At 74.1% G+C, this 14831-nt stretch carries 15 protein-coding genes; 6 read left to right on the forward strand and 9 right to left on the reverse strand.

Features of this window, described 5'->3' with window-relative positions; all coding sequences use genetic code 11:
* Positions 1–19: 19 nt before the first annotated feature.
* From BCAV_RS18600 to BCAV_RS18615, 4 genes are all read right to left on the reverse strand, one after another.
* Positions 20–799 (reverse strand): alpha/beta fold hydrolase, encoded by a 780-nt coding sequence (locus BCAV_RS18600; RefSeq protein WP_015884170.1) that lies wholly within the window; start codon positions 797–799, stop codon positions 20–22.
* Positions 796–1326 carry a PadR family transcriptional regulator gene (locus BCAV_RS18605; RefSeq protein ID WP_015884171.1) on the reverse strand — a complete coding sequence of 177 codons (531 nt, stop codon included), beginning with the start codon at positions 1324–1326 and terminating at the stop codon, positions 796–798. Before BCAV_RS18605 ends, BCAV_RS18600 begins: the two co-directional genes overlap by 4 nt.
* 164 nt (positions 1327–1490) lie before the next feature.
* Positions 1491–1913 carry an ArsR/SmtB family transcription factor gene (locus BCAV_RS18610; RefSeq protein WP_015884172.1) on the reverse strand — a complete coding sequence of 141 codons (423 nt, stop codon included), beginning with the start codon at positions 1911–1913 and terminating at the stop codon, positions 1491–1493.
* 1 nt (position 1914) lies between these two features.
* A complete protein-coding gene (locus BCAV_RS18615; RefSeq protein WP_015884173.1) occupies positions 1915–2613 on the reverse strand; it encodes an SRPBCC family protein in 699 nt (232 codons plus the stop codon).
* Between the two features lie 164 nt (positions 2614–2777).
* Here BCAV_RS18615 and BCAV_RS18620 point away from each other — a divergent pair, with 164 nt between their 5' ends.
* The 3 genes from BCAV_RS18620 (at position 2778) to BCAV_RS18630 (ending at position 7036) form a co-directional block, all read left to right on the forward strand.
* Positions 2778–4913, forward strand: coding sequence for a prolyl oligopeptidase family serine peptidase (locus BCAV_RS18620; RefSeq protein WP_015884174.1), 2136 nt, complete (start codon positions 2778–2780; stop codon positions 4911–4913).
* On the forward strand, positions 4910–5893 hold the full coding sequence (locus BCAV_RS18625; protein ID WP_015884175.1) for a phosphotransferase enzyme family protein: 984 nt from the start codon (positions 4910–4912) through the stop codon (positions 5891–5893). Before BCAV_RS18620 ends, BCAV_RS18625 begins: the two co-directional genes overlap by 4 nt.
* A 135-nt stretch (positions 5894–6028) precedes the next feature.
* On the forward strand, positions 6029–7036 hold the full coding sequence (locus tag BCAV_RS18630) for an NAD(P)-dependent alcohol dehydrogenase (protein WP_015884176.1): 1008 nt from the start codon (positions 6029–6031) through the stop codon (positions 7034–7036).
* A 9-nt stretch (positions 7037–7045) separates the two neighbouring features.
* Here the strand turns inward: BCAV_RS18630 and BCAV_RS18635 are convergent, their stop codons facing one another.
* Positions 7046–7672, reverse strand: coding sequence for a hypothetical protein (locus BCAV_RS18635; protein ID WP_015884177.1), 627 nt, complete (start codon positions 7670–7672; stop codon positions 7046–7048).
* A gap of 132 nt (positions 7673–7804) precedes the next feature.
* Between BCAV_RS18635 and BCAV_RS18640 the strand changes: the two genes are divergently transcribed.
* A complete protein-coding gene (locus tag BCAV_RS18640) occupies positions 7805–8422 on the forward strand; it encodes a ClpP family protease (RefSeq protein ID WP_015884178.1) in 618 nt (205 codons plus the stop codon).
* On the forward strand, positions 8419–9012 hold the full coding sequence (locus BCAV_RS18645; protein ID WP_015884179.1) for a ClpP family protease: 594 nt from the start codon (positions 8419–8421) through the stop codon (positions 9010–9012). Before BCAV_RS18640 ends, BCAV_RS18645 begins: the two co-directional genes overlap by 4 nt.
* Before the next feature lie 8 nt (positions 9013–9020).
* Here the strand turns inward: BCAV_RS18645 and BCAV_RS18650 are convergent, their stop codons facing one another.
* Positions 9021–9443 (reverse strand): helix-turn-helix domain-containing protein, encoded by a 423-nt coding sequence (locus BCAV_RS18650; RefSeq protein ID WP_015884180.1) that lies wholly within the window; start codon positions 9441–9443, stop codon positions 9021–9023.
* Between the two features lie 117 nt (positions 9444–9560).
* Between BCAV_RS18650 and BCAV_RS18655 the strand changes: the two genes are divergently transcribed.
* Complete coding sequence (locus BCAV_RS18655; RefSeq protein WP_015884181.1) at positions 9561–11624, forward strand: elongation factor G; 2064 nt, start codon at positions 9561–9563, stop codon at positions 11622–11624.
* Positions 11625–11711: 87 nt separating this feature from the next.
* Here the strand turns inward: BCAV_RS18655 and BCAV_RS18660 are convergent, their stop codons facing one another.
* From BCAV_RS18660 to BCAV_RS18670, 3 genes are all read right to left on the reverse strand, one after another.
* Complete coding sequence (locus tag BCAV_RS18660) at positions 11712–12191, reverse strand: SRPBCC family protein (protein WP_015884182.1); 480 nt, start codon at positions 12189–12191, stop codon at positions 11712–11714.
* Positions 12188–12523, reverse strand: coding sequence for an ArsR/SmtB family transcription factor (locus BCAV_RS18665; RefSeq protein WP_015884183.1), 336 nt, complete (start codon positions 12521–12523; stop codon positions 12188–12190). Before BCAV_RS18665 ends, BCAV_RS18660 begins: the two co-directional genes overlap by 4 nt.
* A 145-nt stretch (positions 12524–12668) precedes the next feature.
* Positions 12669–14780, reverse strand: a complete 2112-nt coding sequence (locus BCAV_RS18670) for a thioredoxin domain-containing protein (protein ID WP_015884184.1) — start codon at positions 14778–14780, stop codon at positions 12669–12671.
* Positions 14781–14831 lie beyond the last annotated feature (51 nt).

A 14831-nucleotide genomic window follows, 5' to 3' on the forward strand; every position in this document is an offset into this window, starting at 1 on the left:
CGGCGCCCGGGGGACACCCTCATCCGCGCCCTGGCGGCCAGACCCCGGTCTCGGTGTGCGTGGTGACCATCCGGGTGAACAGGTCGGGGTCCTCGACGCTCCAGGTGTGGTGCATCCGCGGCGCGATCCACGTACGCAACTGCGGGATCGCGGCCCCCAACCGGGCGAACGCCCCCCGGACCGAACGGCTCTCGCGCTCGCCGCTGACCGCGAGGACCGGCCCGTGGAAGTCGATGCCGCCGGACGGCATCGTGCCGGCGGCGACCTCGTGGAACATCCGCCGGTTCGTCTCGGGGCGCACGCTGCTGCCGGAGGTCACGAACAGCTCGCGGCCGTCGGCGGGGATGCCGAACGCCACCGCCTGCGCGGCCCAGTACCAGCGCCGGTTCCACAGGGGCACCTGCGGCGTGATGAGGAGTCGTTCGAGCCGACCGAGACCCGCCGCGGCGACGCCGGTCACGGTGACGGTCCGCACCAGCTCCGGGTGCCGCTGGATGAGATGCATCGCGACGTGGCCCCCGAGCGAGAGCCCGACGACGTGCGCCCGCCCGCCGACCGCACGATCGCGGACGAGGCTCGCGACGTCGTCGGCCACACCGGCCAGGCCGGGCCAGATCACGTCGGTGCGCGCCCCGTATCCCGGAAGGTCCGGCGTCAGGAGGTGCCGCCCGGGCAGGCGCTGCACCTGCGGTTCCCACATCCACCCGGCCACGTTCCCGCCGTGGAGCAGGACGATGGTCTCGCCCTCGCGAGGGCCGTGCTCGAGCGGGTAGTCGGTCGCCGCGGCCGCCTGCGTCATGACTGCTCCACCGCCCCGGCGTTGCGGCGCCGGGTATCGGCGAGCCACTCCAGCTCGGCCTCGGCGTGGGCGATGCCCGAGCTCAGGGTGGCCTGCTGCAGCACCGCGGCACGGTCACCGGCGGGGACCGTGATCGCGCGCAGCCGCTCGAGCACCTCCCTGGTCTGACGCTCGCGCTCCTCCAGCAGCCGTTCCACGCCCTCGACGCCGAGCTCGGCCGCGAAGAACAGCCTCGCGAGGAACGGCTCTTTGGGGCGCTCCGGCTCCAGCGGCGACGTCAGCCATGCCGTCAGCTCCGCCCGCCCCCGGTCCGTGAGGGTGTGCACCTTCCGATCGGGGTGGGTCTGCTGCCGGATCCGCTCGGTCTCGATCGCGCCGTCCGCCGCGAGGCGATCGAGCGTGCGGTAGATCTGCGACTGGTCGGCGTACCAGAAGTGCGCCACCGTCCCGGCGAACGCGCGCCCGAGGTCGTAGCCGCTCAGCGGCTGGATCGACAGGAGGCCGAGGATGGCGTGTCTGAGCTCCATGCCGTCACGGTACCGGCTCGCCTATAGGACTGTACATATAGGTGCGCGCACGAATACGAGATGGCACTCGCTGGCACTCGCGGCGCCTCGAGTGCGTGAGTGCTACCCGCGCCACGCCGCCGAGAGCGCGAGACCTCACGCACTCGGCGCGAGACGGCCCCCGCTCACGCGCTGCGACCCTCTCCGCCCGCCGCCGGCCGGCCCTCGGCGCGACCCGCCGCCGCCGGCCGGCCCTCGGCGCGATCCGCCGTCGCTGCCCGACGGCGTTCCCGCCGCCCGCGGGCCAGCTCCGTCGCAAGGGCGTCGAGCGGCTGGGAGAAGGCGCCCTGGAACCTGGCCAGCCAGTCCTGCACGGCGTCCAGCCCGTCCGGGTCGACGGCGTACAGCCGCCTGGTCCCCTCGGCGCGGACGTTCACGAGGCTCGCCTCCCGCAGCACGCGCAGGTGCTGCGACGTCGCCGGCTGCGAGATCGCGAACTCCGCCCGCGCGAGGTCGCTCAGCACGCCCGCGGCGGCCTCGCCGTCGGCCAGGTGCTCGAGGATCCGGCGGCGCACCGGGTCCCCGAGCGCCTCGAAGACGCCGGCCACGTCAGCGCGCCGGGGTCTCGCCCTCGGATCCCGACGCGCCGTCGTCGCCAGCGGGCGCCTCCTCGGGCATCGTCGTGTAGAACGCGATCGCGCGCTCGGACGCCGTGTGGGCGACGGCGGGGTCGGCTCCGTCGGCGACGTCCGCCCGCTCCCAGTCCTCACCGGCCGCCCGATGGAAGGCGACACCCTCCGGGCTGAGCACCCAGGCCATCACTGCCTCCGGGTCGAGCCCGGCGCCGGAGTCGAGATGCAGGCCCAGACCACGCAGCGCGCCGTCCCACCCGAGGCCGACCGCCCCCGGCCCGAACTCCTCCCACATGTCCGGATCCACGACGGCCTCGTGCCGCAGCTCGAGGACCGTCCCGCCGTCGTCGGGCGTGAGCGTGACCGTGAGCCAGCTGACGCCGCCACCGAACTCCCAGGTGACGTCGAAGCGGTCGGGCCGCTCGCACGCCTCGACGACGCCGCCCGCGTTGCCCTCGAACTGGTACCGGCCGCCGACGGTCAGATCGCCGCTGACGGGCAGGAACCAGCGGGGCAGGCGCTCGGGCATCGTGAGCGCATCCCAGACGTCGGCGGGTTCGGCGGCGTACGCGCGGCGCGCGACGGCGATCTTGGTCGTGGCGCCGTCCTTCTCGGCCGTGTGCACCTCGCGCGTGACGAGGCGCGCCTGCTCGATCGGGTCGATGGTCGTGGTCATGGTTCCTCCTGAGTCATAAGTTCCCGCTTATATTACTCGCTCCCCGGGCGACGTCAACGTCACCCGAGTGCATGAGTTCTCCCACGACACGCCGACGACCGGCGGGACGGATCACGCACTCGGTGGGCTCCGAGAGGGCGAGGGAGTCCGCCTAGAGTCGGACCATGACGTCGGACGCCATCGAGACCGCCACCGGAACCCCCGCCCCCGCGACCGCCGGCGATCCGGCCGCCGCAGACCGCTACGCGTGGCTCGAGGACGTCGAGGGCGACGACGCCCTGGGCTGGGTCCGCGAGCGCAACGCCGAGACTGACGGCTCGCTGGCCGCGAGCGACGACTTCGCCGCGACCAAGGCCGGCATCCTCGGCGTCCTCGACTCGACGGACAAGATCCCCGAGGTCGCCAAGGTCGGCGAGCACTACTACAACTTCTGGCGCGACGCCGACCAGGAGCGCGGGATCTGGCGCCGCACGACACTCGACTCCTACCGGAGCGACGACCCCGAGTGGGAGGTCGTGCTCGACGTCGACGCCCTCAACGAGACCGAGGGTGAGAACTGGGTGTGGCACGGCGCGAGCGTGCTGCGCACCGGCCCGCTCGCCTTCCGGCGGGCCATCGTCGACCTGTCCCGCGGCGGCGCGGACGCCGACGTCAGCCGCGAGTTCGACCTCGGAGCGCTGGCGTTCGTCGACGGCGGCTTCCACCGCCCGGAGGCGAAGGGCGGCATCAGCTGGATCGACGAGGACACCCTCTTCGTCTTCACGGACTTCGGCCCCGGCACGATGACGCCGTCCGGCTACCCCCGCCTCGCCAAGCGCTGGCGGCGCGGGCAGGACCTCGCCGACGCCGAGCTCGTCTACGAGGGCGCGTCCGAGGACATGTACATCGCGGCGTTCCACGACCGTACGCCGGGCTTCGAGCGCGACTGGGTGAGCCGCACGATCGCGTTCTACGACGACGAGCTGTACCTGCTCGGTGCCGACGGCGAACTCACCAAGGTCGACGTCCCCAACTCCGCGATGGCCGGCGTCAAGCGCGAGTGGCTGCTGGTGGAGCTGCGCGAGGACTGGACCCTGGAAGGTGGCGACGCCGTCGGCCCGACCTTCGACGCGGGCTCGCTGCTCGCGATCCGCTTCGAGGACTTCCTGTCCGGCTCGCGCGCGTTCGAGGTCCTCGTCGAGCCCACGCCGACGACGGCGCTCGTCGGGGCGACGTGGACCGCGTCGCACCTCGTGGTGAACGTGCTCGACGACGTCAAGAACCGACTCGAGGTCCTCACGCCCCCGAGCGCGGCGAGCGGAGCAGGCGGGACGTGGGCACGGACGCCGTTCACCGCGGCGCCGGACTTCGGGACCGTCGAGGTCTCCGCCGTCGACGACGACGAGCTCGACCAGGTCTGGATGGTCGCCACCGACTACCTGACCCCGACCACGCTGTCGCTCGTCGAGATCGGGCCGGACGGCGCGAGCCGCGCCGAGCAGCTCAAGCACCAGCCGACGTTCTTCGACCCGGACGGGCGGGTCATCGAGCAGCACTTCGCGGCGTCCGACGACGGCACGCGCGTGCCCTACTTCGTGGTGCGGCCCGCGGATCTCGCGTTCGACGGCACCGCGCCGACGCTGCTGTACGGGTACGGCGGGTTCGAGATCTCGTTGACGCCGGCGTACTCCGGCACGCTCGGCCGCTCGTGGATCTCCCGGGGCGGCGTCTACGTCGTCGCGAACATCCGCGGGGGTGGCGAGTACGGCCCCACCTGGCACCAGGCCGCGCTGAAGGAGAAGCGGCACAAGGCGTACCAGGACTTCGCGGCCGTCGCGCGCGACCTCGTGGCGCGCGGCATCACGTCGCCGGCGCGCCTCGGCATCCAGGGCGGCTCGAACGGCGGGCTGCTGACCGGGAACATGCTCACGCAGTACCCGGAGCTGTTCGGCGCCGTCGTCGTGCAGGTGCCACTGCTGGACATGAAGCGGTACAGCCACCTGCTCGCCGGGGCGTCGTGGATGGCGGAGTACGGGGATCCCGACGACGACGAGCAGTGGGCGTTCCTCCGCACGTTCTCGCCGTACCACCTCTTCGACGCCGAGCGGACGTACCCGCCGGTGCTGTTCACGACGTCGACGCGCGACGACAGGGTGCACCCGGGTCACGCACGGAAGATGGCCGCCCTCATGCTCGCCGCCGGCAAGGACGTGACGTACTGGGAGAACGTCGAGGGCGGGCACGGCGGCGCGGCGACGAACGCGCAGGCGGCGCACATGGCGGCGCTCGCGTACCGGTTCCTGTGGGAGCGGCTCGCATGATGCCCACCGCGGAGATGCTGTGGGAGACGTCCGAGGCCGACGACGCGCTGAGCAGCCGGTTCCGGTTCTCGGGCGCGTCGGCTGCGGCGGACTGGCTCGTCGCGGCACTGCGGGCCACGCACGGCGTCGAAGTCACGAACGTCGACCGGCTCGTGATCAGCGCGGGCAACATGATCGCGTTCCTGGCGTCCGACGTCGGCGAGCTCGTCGTCAAGTGCTCGGCGATCGAGGCGCTGCACCCCCACCTCGCCGCTGTCGGACGGCTGCTCGTGTGGCTCGACGACCACGACCTGCCCGTCTCGGCGCCGCTGCTCGCGACGTCGGGCGAGCCTCAGGTGCTCCACGAGCACCTGTCGATCGGGGTGCAGCGGCTCCACGCTGGGGTGCTCCTCGACGCCGACGACACGGTGCAGGCGCGCGCCGCCGGCGAGGTGCTGGCGCGCCTGCACCAGTCGATGGCCGCGTACGACGGCGCGGCGGCGTTCCCGCCGGCGCGCCCTGGGGCGCTGGGGCAGCCGGCGAGAACACCACGCGCGCTCGTCGAGACCTGGACCGAGCGGCCGGCGCAGGACCCGCGCCTGGAGCCGGTGACGCGCCGGCTCGCCGCCGTCGTCGCCGCGCTGCCCGACGACGAACCACGCGCGCAGCTCGTGCACGACGACATCCGCTCGGCGAACCTCTTGTGGGCGGGCGACGCCGTGTCAGCGATTCTGGACTTCGAGGAGACCCACCGCGGCCACGCGATGGGCGAGGTCGCCCACTCGAGCGTGTTCCTGGCCACCCGGTACCACGCGTGGGGACCGCCGACGCCGCAGGCGCGCTCGGCGTTCCTCGCGGGCTACCTCGACGTCGCGCAGCCCTCGGACGCCGAGCGCGCCTGGCTCGAGGCGCTCATGCTCGCCGCGGCGCTGGAGGCCGCGGCCGGCTCTCAGGGCGAGGAGTCGTGGACGGCCAACGCCGTCAGCCTGCTGCGGCCCTGAGCGGAGCACCGCCGGACGGGCTGGTACCCGTGCACGGCGTGTCGCCGACGTACCTGTGGCCTGTGGGCCTGCGAGGAGCGCGCTCCCTGCTCTGTCGGGGCGCCTTTCCCGGGCCGCACGTCGTACCCTCACCGCATGCGCGCCGTCGTGCAGGACGGATACGGCCGGCCGGACCGGCTGCGGGTCGAGAACCTCCCGGTGCCTCAGCCCGCGGCCGACGAGGTGCTGGTGCGGGTCCGGGCGAGCTCGCTGCACCCGGACGTGTGGCACGTCGTGGCCGGGCGGCCCCTCGTGCTCCGCCTGATGGGCGCGGGAGTGCGGGGGCCGCGGCAGGTCGTGCCCGGCACGGACCTGTCCGGCGAGATCACCGCCGTCGGCAGCGGCGTCACCGGACTCGCCGTGGGCGATGACGTCTTCGGCGAGACCCTGCGAGGGATCCAGTGGGTCAACGGCGGCGCGTGGGCGGAGTACGCGGTCGCGCCCGCAGCGGCCCTCGCGCGCAAGCCCGACGGCGTCACGCACGAGCAGGCAGCGAGCGTGCCGACGGCCGGGCTGATCGCGCTCGCGAACCTGCCCGACCGCGGCCGCTCGCTCGCGGGGCAGCGGGTGCTCGTCAACGGCGCTGCGGGCGGCGTCGGGTCGATCGTCGTCGCGGTGGCCGTGGCCTCCGGGGCGACGGTGACCGCCGTCGACGCCGCGGACCGGCTCGAGATGGTGCGGTCCCTCGGCGTGGATCGGGTCCTCGACTACCGGGTGGAGGACTTCACCGCTGGCCCGGACACGTACGACCTCATCGTGGACATCCCCGGCAACCACTCCTACGCCGCGTGCCGACGCGTCCTGACGCCGCAGGGCCGCTACGTGCTGATCGGGCACGACGGCTACGGCTCGTACGGCCACCGGTGGCTCGGCGGGGTGCCGCGCCAGCTCGGCCTCATGGCGCGGGCGCCGTTCTCCCGGCACCTCGACGCCGGTGTCACGCAGCCCGCGAAGGCCGACTCGATGGCCGACCTGCGGGCGCTGCTCGAGGACGGTCGGCTCCGGCCCGCCGTCGGCCGGACGTACCCGCTGGAGGAGGCCGCGCAGGCGCTCGCCGCGCTGGCCTCGGGGTCGGTCCACGGCCGCATCGTGCTCGTCCCCTGAGGCCTCCGCTCAGGCGGGCTGCGCGCGGGAGCCCCACTGGCTCCGCGCGCTGCCGCGCCCCGCGCCCGCGCGCAGCTGCACCACGAGGCCGACGACCGCGAGCACGACGAACGCGAGCGCCCACAGCCCGCCGATCTCCGCGACCTCCAGCACGTCGGCCTGGCGCACGTCGCCGGCGAGCACCATCGCGCCGCGCACGATGAGCGCGGCTCCGACGAGCGCGCTCGCGACGGCGAGCAAGAGTCGCGGGACGTTGAGCGCGATGCCGACGACGGCGAGCACGATCGCCCCGGCGATCGATGCGAGCAGGAGGCCCCCGCCGTCGGTCACCCCGAACGCGCCAGCGACGGCCGCACCGAGCACGAAGCCGAGCGACCCCAGCGCGAGGATCACCCCGATGGCGTAGAAGACGTAGGCCAGCAGCGCGAAGACCACCGCGAGGAGCAGGCCCACGATCCATGAGGCGGGCGTGGCGAGGAACGCACCGGCGTCGCCACCCGCGCCGAGGGCGGCGCCGATGTTGAGCCCGACGAGACCGCCCCACACGGCGATGACCACCCGGAGCGCGACGGCGCCGCGCAGGCACAGCAGGAGCCCGACTCCGATCGCGACCACTCCGACGACGACGTACGACATCCCCGAATCATCACATCCGTTGCTGGGTGCCGCGCTGCATCCTCGCTCCGGAGTCCTCGCTCTGCTCACAGCAGATCCGCCCCCGGCAGCGCCCGCTACGCAGAGCGGGCGCCGCCGTCGCACGCTGAGGCCATGCCACGCGAACAGACACCCACCCGCCCCCTCGACGACGAGCTCGCCTCCCGGCTCCTGCACCAGCGGATCATCGTGCTCGGCACGGGCCTGGACGACGTCGTCGGCAACCGTCTGTGCGCCCAGCTGCTCCTGCTGTCCGCGGAAGACCCGCGCGCCGACATCAGCCTCTGGATCAACTCGCCCGGCGGTTCCGTGCCCGCCATGCTCGCCATCCACGACGTCATGCGCCTCATCCCGAACGACGTCAGCACGCTCGCCATGGGCATGGCGTACAGCGCCGGGCAGTTCCTCCTCTCGGCGGGCACCCCCGGGAAGCGGTTCGCGCTGGAGCACGCCCGGGTGCTCCTGCACCAGGGCTCGGCGGGGATCGGCGGCACCGCCCTCGACATCGAGGTGCAGGCCGACGACCTGCGCCACACCCGCGACACGGTGCTCGGGCTCATCGCCGCGCACACGGGGCAGCCGATCGACCGCGTCGCGGAGGACTCCCAGCGGGACCGCTACTTCACCGCCGACGAGGCGCTCGAGTACGGGTTCATCGACCGCGTGGTCACGGACCTCGCGAGCGTGCAACCGGGTCAGCAGCGCCGCGTCGGACTGGGGGCGAGCGCATGAGCAGCTACACGATCCCGTACGTCGTCGAGAAGCGACCCGGGTCGGAGCGGGCGATGGACGTGTTCAGCCGCCTGCTGTCGGACCGGATCGTCTACCTCGGCACGGCCATCGACGAGGGGGTGGCGAACGTCCTCATCGCGCAGCTGATCCACCTCGAGTCGGACAACCCGGACCTGCCCATCCACCTCTACATCAACTCGCCCGGTGGCGACATCCCGGCCACGCTCTCCGTCTACGACGCGATGCAGTACGTCCGCCCGCCGGTCGCGACGACGTGCCTCGGCCAGGCGGCGACGACGGCGGCCCTGCTGCTCGCCGGGGGCGCGAAGGGGCAGCGCTCGATCCTGTCGCACGGACGCGTGGTGCTGCACCAGCCGACCGGTCAGGGCCGCGGCACGGTGCCGGACCTCATCCTGGCCGCGGACGAGATCGTGCGGGTCCGCTCCCAGCTCGAGGAGGTGCTCAGCGCCCACACCGGGCAGTCCGTGGAGACGTTGCGGCGGGACACGGACCGGGAGCTCATCCTCGACGCCGAACGCGCGAAGGCGTACGGCGTCGTCGACCACATCCTCACGGAGCGGCCCGACTGACGACGGCGTCAGGCGGCGAGGAGGACGGCGTCGCCCGACCGGGTCGCCCGAGCGCCACCGGAGGACGTCGGCGGAGCCGCACGCCGCGGATCCACGCCGCTGAGCTCCACGACCCGCACCCCGCCGGGCACGGACGTCAGCCGGCGCGGCTCGAGGGCGCGTCCGAGGCCGTGCGCGAGGTCGACGAGCGTGAGGCCCAGTGCCGTGGTCACGGCCGCGAGCACCTCGGACGAGGGCTCCTTCCGGCCGCGCTCGACCTCGGACAGGTACTGCGCGGAGACACCCGCGCGGACGGCGACGTCGACGAGCCGGAGCCCGAGCTGCTCCCGCCGGCGGCGGAGCAGGCGCCCGATCGCGTGCCGCCACGCGGACCCCACGGTCGGTGCCGTGCCGATCGCGCGGACCCGTGCGCCGTCGTCAGTCGTCGCCATGACGGCACGCTATCCGCGCCGCGGGCCCGACGGCGGCCGATCCGCTCTCGGCAGAACCGCACCTGGGCTCGGGCACGCTCGCGCACTACGCTGGGATCCCCGCCCAGGAGGCCGGACATGGTCAGTGCGACGACGCAGCGGATCCGCAACGTGGCCGTCGTCGGCCACAGCGGCGCCGGCAAGACCACGCTCGTCGAGGCGCTGCTGCATCGTGCGGGCGCGATCGCCCGCCCCGGGCGCGTCGAGGACGGCAGCACGGTGTGCGACCACGAGCCGGAGGAGGTCACGCACGGGATCTCGATCGGGCTCGGCGTCGCGTCCGCCGAGTGGACCGCCTCCGACGGCGAGACGTACGCCCTGACGTTCCTCGACACCCCCGGCTACGCGGACTTCGTGGGTGCCCGGGACGCAGCGCTCGGCGTCGCCGGTCTCGCCCTCGTCGTCGTGAGTGCCGTCGACGGCGTCCAGGTCGGCACCGAGGCGGCGTGGCGCGCGTGCGCGGAGGCGGGCCTGGCGCGGCTCGTCGTCGTGACCCAGGAGGACAAGGCGCGCGCGGACTTCCACCGGGTGCTCGACGAGCTGCGTGCCGCGTTCGGCGACGCGATCCTGCCGCTGGAGCTGCCGCTCGGGGAGGAGTCGGCGTTCCGCGGCGTCGCCGACGTGCTCAGCGACCGGGCGTACGCCTACGACGGAGCGAACGGCGACGGGAGCGGCCGCGGGCACGACGAGCCGGTGCCTCCCGAGGTGGCCGACGAGGAACACCGCCTCCACGAGGAGCTCACCGAGGAGATCGTCACGCACGACGACGACCAGCTCGAGCGCTACCTGGCCGGGGACGCCCCGGCCGCACCGGAGCTCGAGCGCACGTTCGCGCGCCAGGTGGCCGCCGGTGAGGCCGTCGGAGTGCTGTGCTGCTCCGGCGCGACGGGGGTCGGCGTCGACCGGCTCGCGGACCTCCTGTGCGAGATCGGGCCGTCCCCCGCCGCGCGGCCGGCCGCCGTCACGATCGCCGGGGAGGCGAGCGCCGTCGAGCCCGACGCCGCGGCCGACCCACTGCTTCACGTGTTCCGGACCGTGGCCGACCCGTTCGTCGGGCAGGTGTCCGTGTTCAAGGTGCTCTCCGGGACGGTCCCCTCGGGCGGCCGGCTGGCGAACGCCGCGACGGGTGCGGAGGAACGCCTGCACGGGCTGTTCCGGCTGCGTGGGCGCGAGCACCTGCCCGTCGAGCGGCTCGTGGCGGGCGAGATCGGCGCCGTCGCAAAGCTCGCCGCCACCTCGACCGGCACGCTGCTCGCAGCTCGCCGCCTCCCCGTCAGCGTCTCGGAGCGGCCCCGCCGCGCCGCCGTGTACGCGCTCGCGCTCGAACCCGTGTCGCAGGCGGACGACGACAAGCTGTCCTCGGCCCTGGCCCGCCTCACGGCCGAGGATCCGACGCTGCGGAGCGAGCGCGTCGACGGGCAGAGCGTGCTCGCGGGCCTCGGCGACACCCACCTGGCGGTGGCGCTGGAGCGCCTGGCGCGCGTGTTCGGGGTACGGGTCACGACGGCGCCCGTGCGGATCCCCTTCCGCGAGACGATCGCGCGGTCCGCCTCGGCCCAGGGCCGGCTCAAGAAGCAGTCCGGCGGGCACGGGCAGTTCGCGGTGGTCGAGCTCACGGTCGCTCCGCTGCCGCGGGGCGGCGGGTTCGAGCTCATCGACTCCGTGGTCGGCGGCGCGATCCCGCGCTCGTACCTGCCCGCCGTGCGCCGGGGGCTCGTCGAGGCGATGGCCGACGGCGGCCCCCACGGGTACCCGGTGGTGGACGTCGCCGTCGAGGTCACGGGCGGCAAGTCCCACTCGGTCGACTCCTCCGACATGGCGTTCCGCACCGCCGCCGCGCTCGGGCTGAAGGAGGCGCTCGCGGCCGCCGGGACGATCGTCCTCGAACCGGTGAGCGAGGTGGCCGTCGTCGTCCCGTCGGCGACGCAGGGCGACGTGCTCGGCGACCTGTCGGCGCGACGCGGGCACATCACGTCCTCGGTGGTCCAGCCGGACGGGTGGGTGCGCATCGAGGCCTCGGTCCCGGCGTCGGAGCTCGTCCGCTACGCGCTCGACCTGCGTTCGCTCACCGGCGGGCGCGGTGAGTTCACGGCCCTGCCGGCGTCCTACGACGTCCTGCCCAGCCACCTGGTCGGCGCCTGAGCGCGCCCTACCCGCCGAGTGCGTGACTCCTCCCACGACACGCCGGACGGCGCCGGGAAGAACCATGCACTCGGCGGGCGACGACCGTCACAGCGCCGCGGCGAGCTCGGCCAGTCGGGCGTAGGAGTCTTCGATGCCGCTCGTCATGCCGCTGGCGGCGGCGCCGTCACGCGCGGCCTCGGAGTCGAAGATGGTCCGAGCCACGAGCCGGGTGCGCCCGTTCCCGAGGTCCTCGTAGCGCGCCGTCTCGAGCGCCACGGAGTCCGGGTAGCCCTCGAACTCGAACGTCTGCACGGTGTACTCGCCCGGCCGCGCGGTGTGCACCACGCCGCGGAACCCGTACGTGCCGCCGTCCGGAGCGTGCTGCACGTACCGGTACGAGCCGCCGGGACGGATGTCGTAGTGCTCGATCTCCATCGTCAGCTCACGCGGGCCGAGCCACTTGCTGACGAGCTCCGGGTCGGTCGTCGCGCGGTAGAGCGTGGCCGGGTCGACGTCGAACTCGCGCACGGTCTCGATGTACGCGGTGCCGGGCTCGGCGGTGATGGTGGTGGGGTTGGTGCTCATCGTTCCTTCTCCTTCATCTCGGACAGGACGGCGTCGAGCCGGCGGTTCCGACCCTCCGCCACCAAGCGATAGCGGTCGATCCAGGCCGTGAGGCGCTCCAGGGCCGCCGCGTCCAGGTGGACCGGTCGGCGCTGGGCGTCGCGGCTGCGCGTGACGAGGCCGGCCTGCTCGAGCACGTGGATGTGCTTCGAGACTGCCTGCTTCGTCATCGCGTGCGGCTCGGCCAGCTCGGTCACGGTCGCCGGCCCGCGGGAGAGCCGGGCGATGATCGCTCGGCGCACCGGGTCGGCAAGCGCCAGGAACGCCTTGTCGAGCTCCGCACTCTCGGACATGTGGTCAACCTTCTCGTTGTTCAATCACTTGGTTGACTACGAACTTAGAAGGCGTCGGCGCCGTTGTCAACCCCTGGGTTGACTACGTCGCCGGCCGACGAGTGCGGGATTTCTCGCGCGACACGCGGCACAGATGCGGGAGGGATCACGCACTCGGCGGGGAATGCCGCGCGTCGAGGAGGGCGACGAGCTCGTCCGGGTCCCCGGTGGGCCGGGCACACACGAACTGCCGGCACACGTACGCCGCCGGTGCGCCGTCGAGCAGCGGGCGGTCCCGCAGCAACGGGACGGCGTCCGCCCCGAGGTCGTCCGGATCGGCGGCGACGACGACGGCGCCCGGCGCCCCGGCGCCGCGCGCTGCGGCCAGGAGGGTGTGGGTGCGTGGGTCGTCGCCGGGGCCGACGACGGCGACCTCGGCCGGTCCGGCGAGCGCCGCCTCGGCGACGGCGAGCGCCCAGCCCGCGAACCTGGGCGCGCGCTCGGCGAGCGGCGCGACGGCGGCGAGCGCGGCCTCGGCCGCCGCGCGGTGGGGCCTCGATCCCGTGAGGGCGGCGTACGACAGGAGCGCCCCGGCGGCGGCCGAGCTCCCGGACGGCGCGGCGTTGTCGGACGGGTCCGCCGGACGACGGATCGTGGCGAGCCGCGGATCGGTCGCGTCGTCGGCCGTGTCGAAGAAGCCGCCGCCCGGCGCGGCGAACCGATCGAGGACGACGTCGAGCAGCGCCCCCGCACGGGTCAGCCAGACCGGGTCACCGGTGGCCTGGAGCAGGGCGAGGAACCCGTCGGCGACGTCGGCGTAGTCCTCGAGCACGCCGGCGGCGGTGCCGGGGACGCCGTCGCGGGAGACGCGACGCAGGCGGCCGTCGTCGAGGTGCACGTTCACGAGGAGCTCCGCGCACGCGACGGCGGCGTCGACCCAGTCCGGGCGGTCCAGGAGCGCGCCGGCCTCGGCCAGGGCCGCGATGGCGAGGCCGTTCCAGGCGGCCACGACCTTGTCGTCGCGGGCCGGCTGCGGCCGGGTGTCCCGCGCCGCGAGCAACGTCGCCCGCACGCGGAGCCAGCGCTCGCCGTCGTCGGGATCGGCCGGGAGCCGCAGGGTCGAGGCGCCGCCCTCGAACGTGCCCGCCTCGGTGACGCCGAGCGCGGCGGCCGCCCAGGCGCCGTCGTCCTCCCCCAGCACGTCGACGAGCTGCACCGGCGTCCAGACGTACGACACACCCTCCTCGGGGCGGCCCCCCGGTTCGGCCGGCGCGTCGGCGTCGAGCGCGCTCGCGAACGCCCCCTGGCCGGTGCGCAGGTCGCGGAGCAGGAACTCGGCGGTAGAGGTGGCGACGCGTCGGGCCAGCTCGGCCGTCGGGCCGCCCGGCTCGGCGCTGCGGTGCAGGTGGGCGTGGAGGCGGAGCAGCTGCGCGTTGTCGTACAGCATCTTCTCGAAGTGCGGCACGGCCCACGTGGCGTCCACGGAGTAGCGGGCGAAACCGCCGGCGAGCTGGTCGTGGATGCCGCCGCGCGCCATGTGCTCGCAGGTCGAGGCGACCATGGCCAGCGAGGCGTCGTCGCCGGTGCGGGCGTGGTGGCGCAGGAGGAGCTCGAGCGCCATCGACGGTGGGAACTTGGGCGCGCCGCCGAAGCCGCCGTGCCGGGCGTCGAACTCGGCCGCGAGCGTCGCCGCGGCGGCATCGAGCGCGGCGGCGTCGAGGGCGGGCTCGGAGGCCCGCACCGCGACGATCGGACGCCGGGCACCCACCGCTCCGCCGTCGTCCGCCCCGATCGCGCCGGCGATGGCCCGCGCCTGCTCGACGACGCCGTCGCGCCGGTCCGTCCACGCCTCGGCGACGGCGTCCAGCACCTGCCGGAACGACGGCATCCCGTGGCGCGGCTCGGGCGGGTAGTACGTGCCGGCGTAGAACGGCTCGCCCGTGGGCGTGAGGAAGACGGTCATGGGCCAGCCGCCCTGGCCCGTGAGGCCCTGGACGGCGGCCATGTAGACGGCGTCGACGTCAGGCCGCTCCTCGCGGTCGACCTTGATCGCGACGAAGCGGTCGTTGAGCCCCGCGGCGGTGTCCGCGTCCTCGAACGACTCGTGCGCCATCACGTGGCACCAGTGGCAGGCGGCGTAGCCGACGCTGAGCAGCACCGGGACGTCCCGCCGCGCGGCCTCGACGAAGGCGTCGTCGCCCCACTCCCACCAGTCGACGGGGTTGTCCGCGTGCTGCCGGAGGTACGGGGAGAGGCTGTGCGCGAGCCGGTTCGCCACGACTCGACCGTAGTCCTCGTGGGCGCGAGAGGATGGCGCCGTGGCGGGGCC

Origin of the sequence: Beutenbergia cavernae DSM 12333, assembly GCF_000023105.1 — a bacterium.
Lineage (GTDB): Bacteria > Actinomycetota > Actinomycetes > Actinomycetales > Beutenbergiaceae > Beutenbergia > Beutenbergia cavernae.

Coding starts and splice junctions, on each gene's coding strand:
- BCAV_RS18665 (WP_015884183.1), bottom strand. CDS start 12,523: ATGTCCGAGAGTGCGGAGCTCGACAAGGCGTTCCTGGCGCTTGCCGAC.
- BCAV_RS18600 (WP_015884170.1), bottom strand. CDS start 799: ATGACGCAGGCGGCCGCGGCGACCGACTACCCGCTCGAGCACGGCCCT.
- BCAV_RS18635 (WP_015884177.1), bottom strand. CDS start 7,672: ATGTCGTACGTCGTCGTCGGAGTGGTCGCGATCGGAGTCGGGCTCCTG.
- BCAV_RS18650 (WP_015884180.1), bottom strand. CDS start 9,443: ATGGCGACGACTGACGACGGCGCACGGGTCCGCGCGATCGGCACGGCA.
- BCAV_RS18630 (WP_015884176.1), top strand. CDS start 6,029: ATGCGCGCCGTCGTGCAGGACGGATACGGCCGGCCGGACCGGCTGCGG.
- BCAV_RS18660 (WP_015884182.1), bottom strand. CDS start 12,191: ATGAGCACCAACCCCACCACCATCACCGCCGAGCCCGGCACCGCGTAC.
- BCAV_RS18655 (WP_015884181.1), top strand. CDS start 9,561: ATGGTCAGTGCGACGACGCAGCGGATCCGCAACGTGGCCGTCGTCGGC.
- BCAV_RS18615 (WP_015884173.1), bottom strand. CDS start 2,613: ATGACCACGACCATCGACCCGATCGAGCAGGCGCGCCTCGTCACGCGC.
- BCAV_RS18605 (WP_015884171.1), bottom strand. CDS start 1,326: ATGGAGCTCAGACACGCCATCCTCGGCCTCCTGTCGATCCAGCCGCTG.
- BCAV_RS18645 (WP_015884179.1), top strand. CDS start 8,419: ATGAGCAGCTACACGATCCCGTACGTCGTCGAGAAGCGACCCGGGTCG.
- BCAV_RS18620 (WP_015884174.1), top strand. CDS start 2,778: ATGACGTCGGACGCCATCGAGACCGCCACCGGAACCCCCGCCCCCGCG.
- BCAV_RS18625 (WP_015884175.1), top strand. CDS start 4,910: ATGATGCCCACCGCGGAGATGCTGTGGGAGACGTCCGAGGCCGACGAC.
- BCAV_RS18640 (WP_015884178.1), top strand. CDS start 7,805: ATGCCACGCGAACAGACACCCACCCGCCCCCTCGACGACGAGCTCGCC.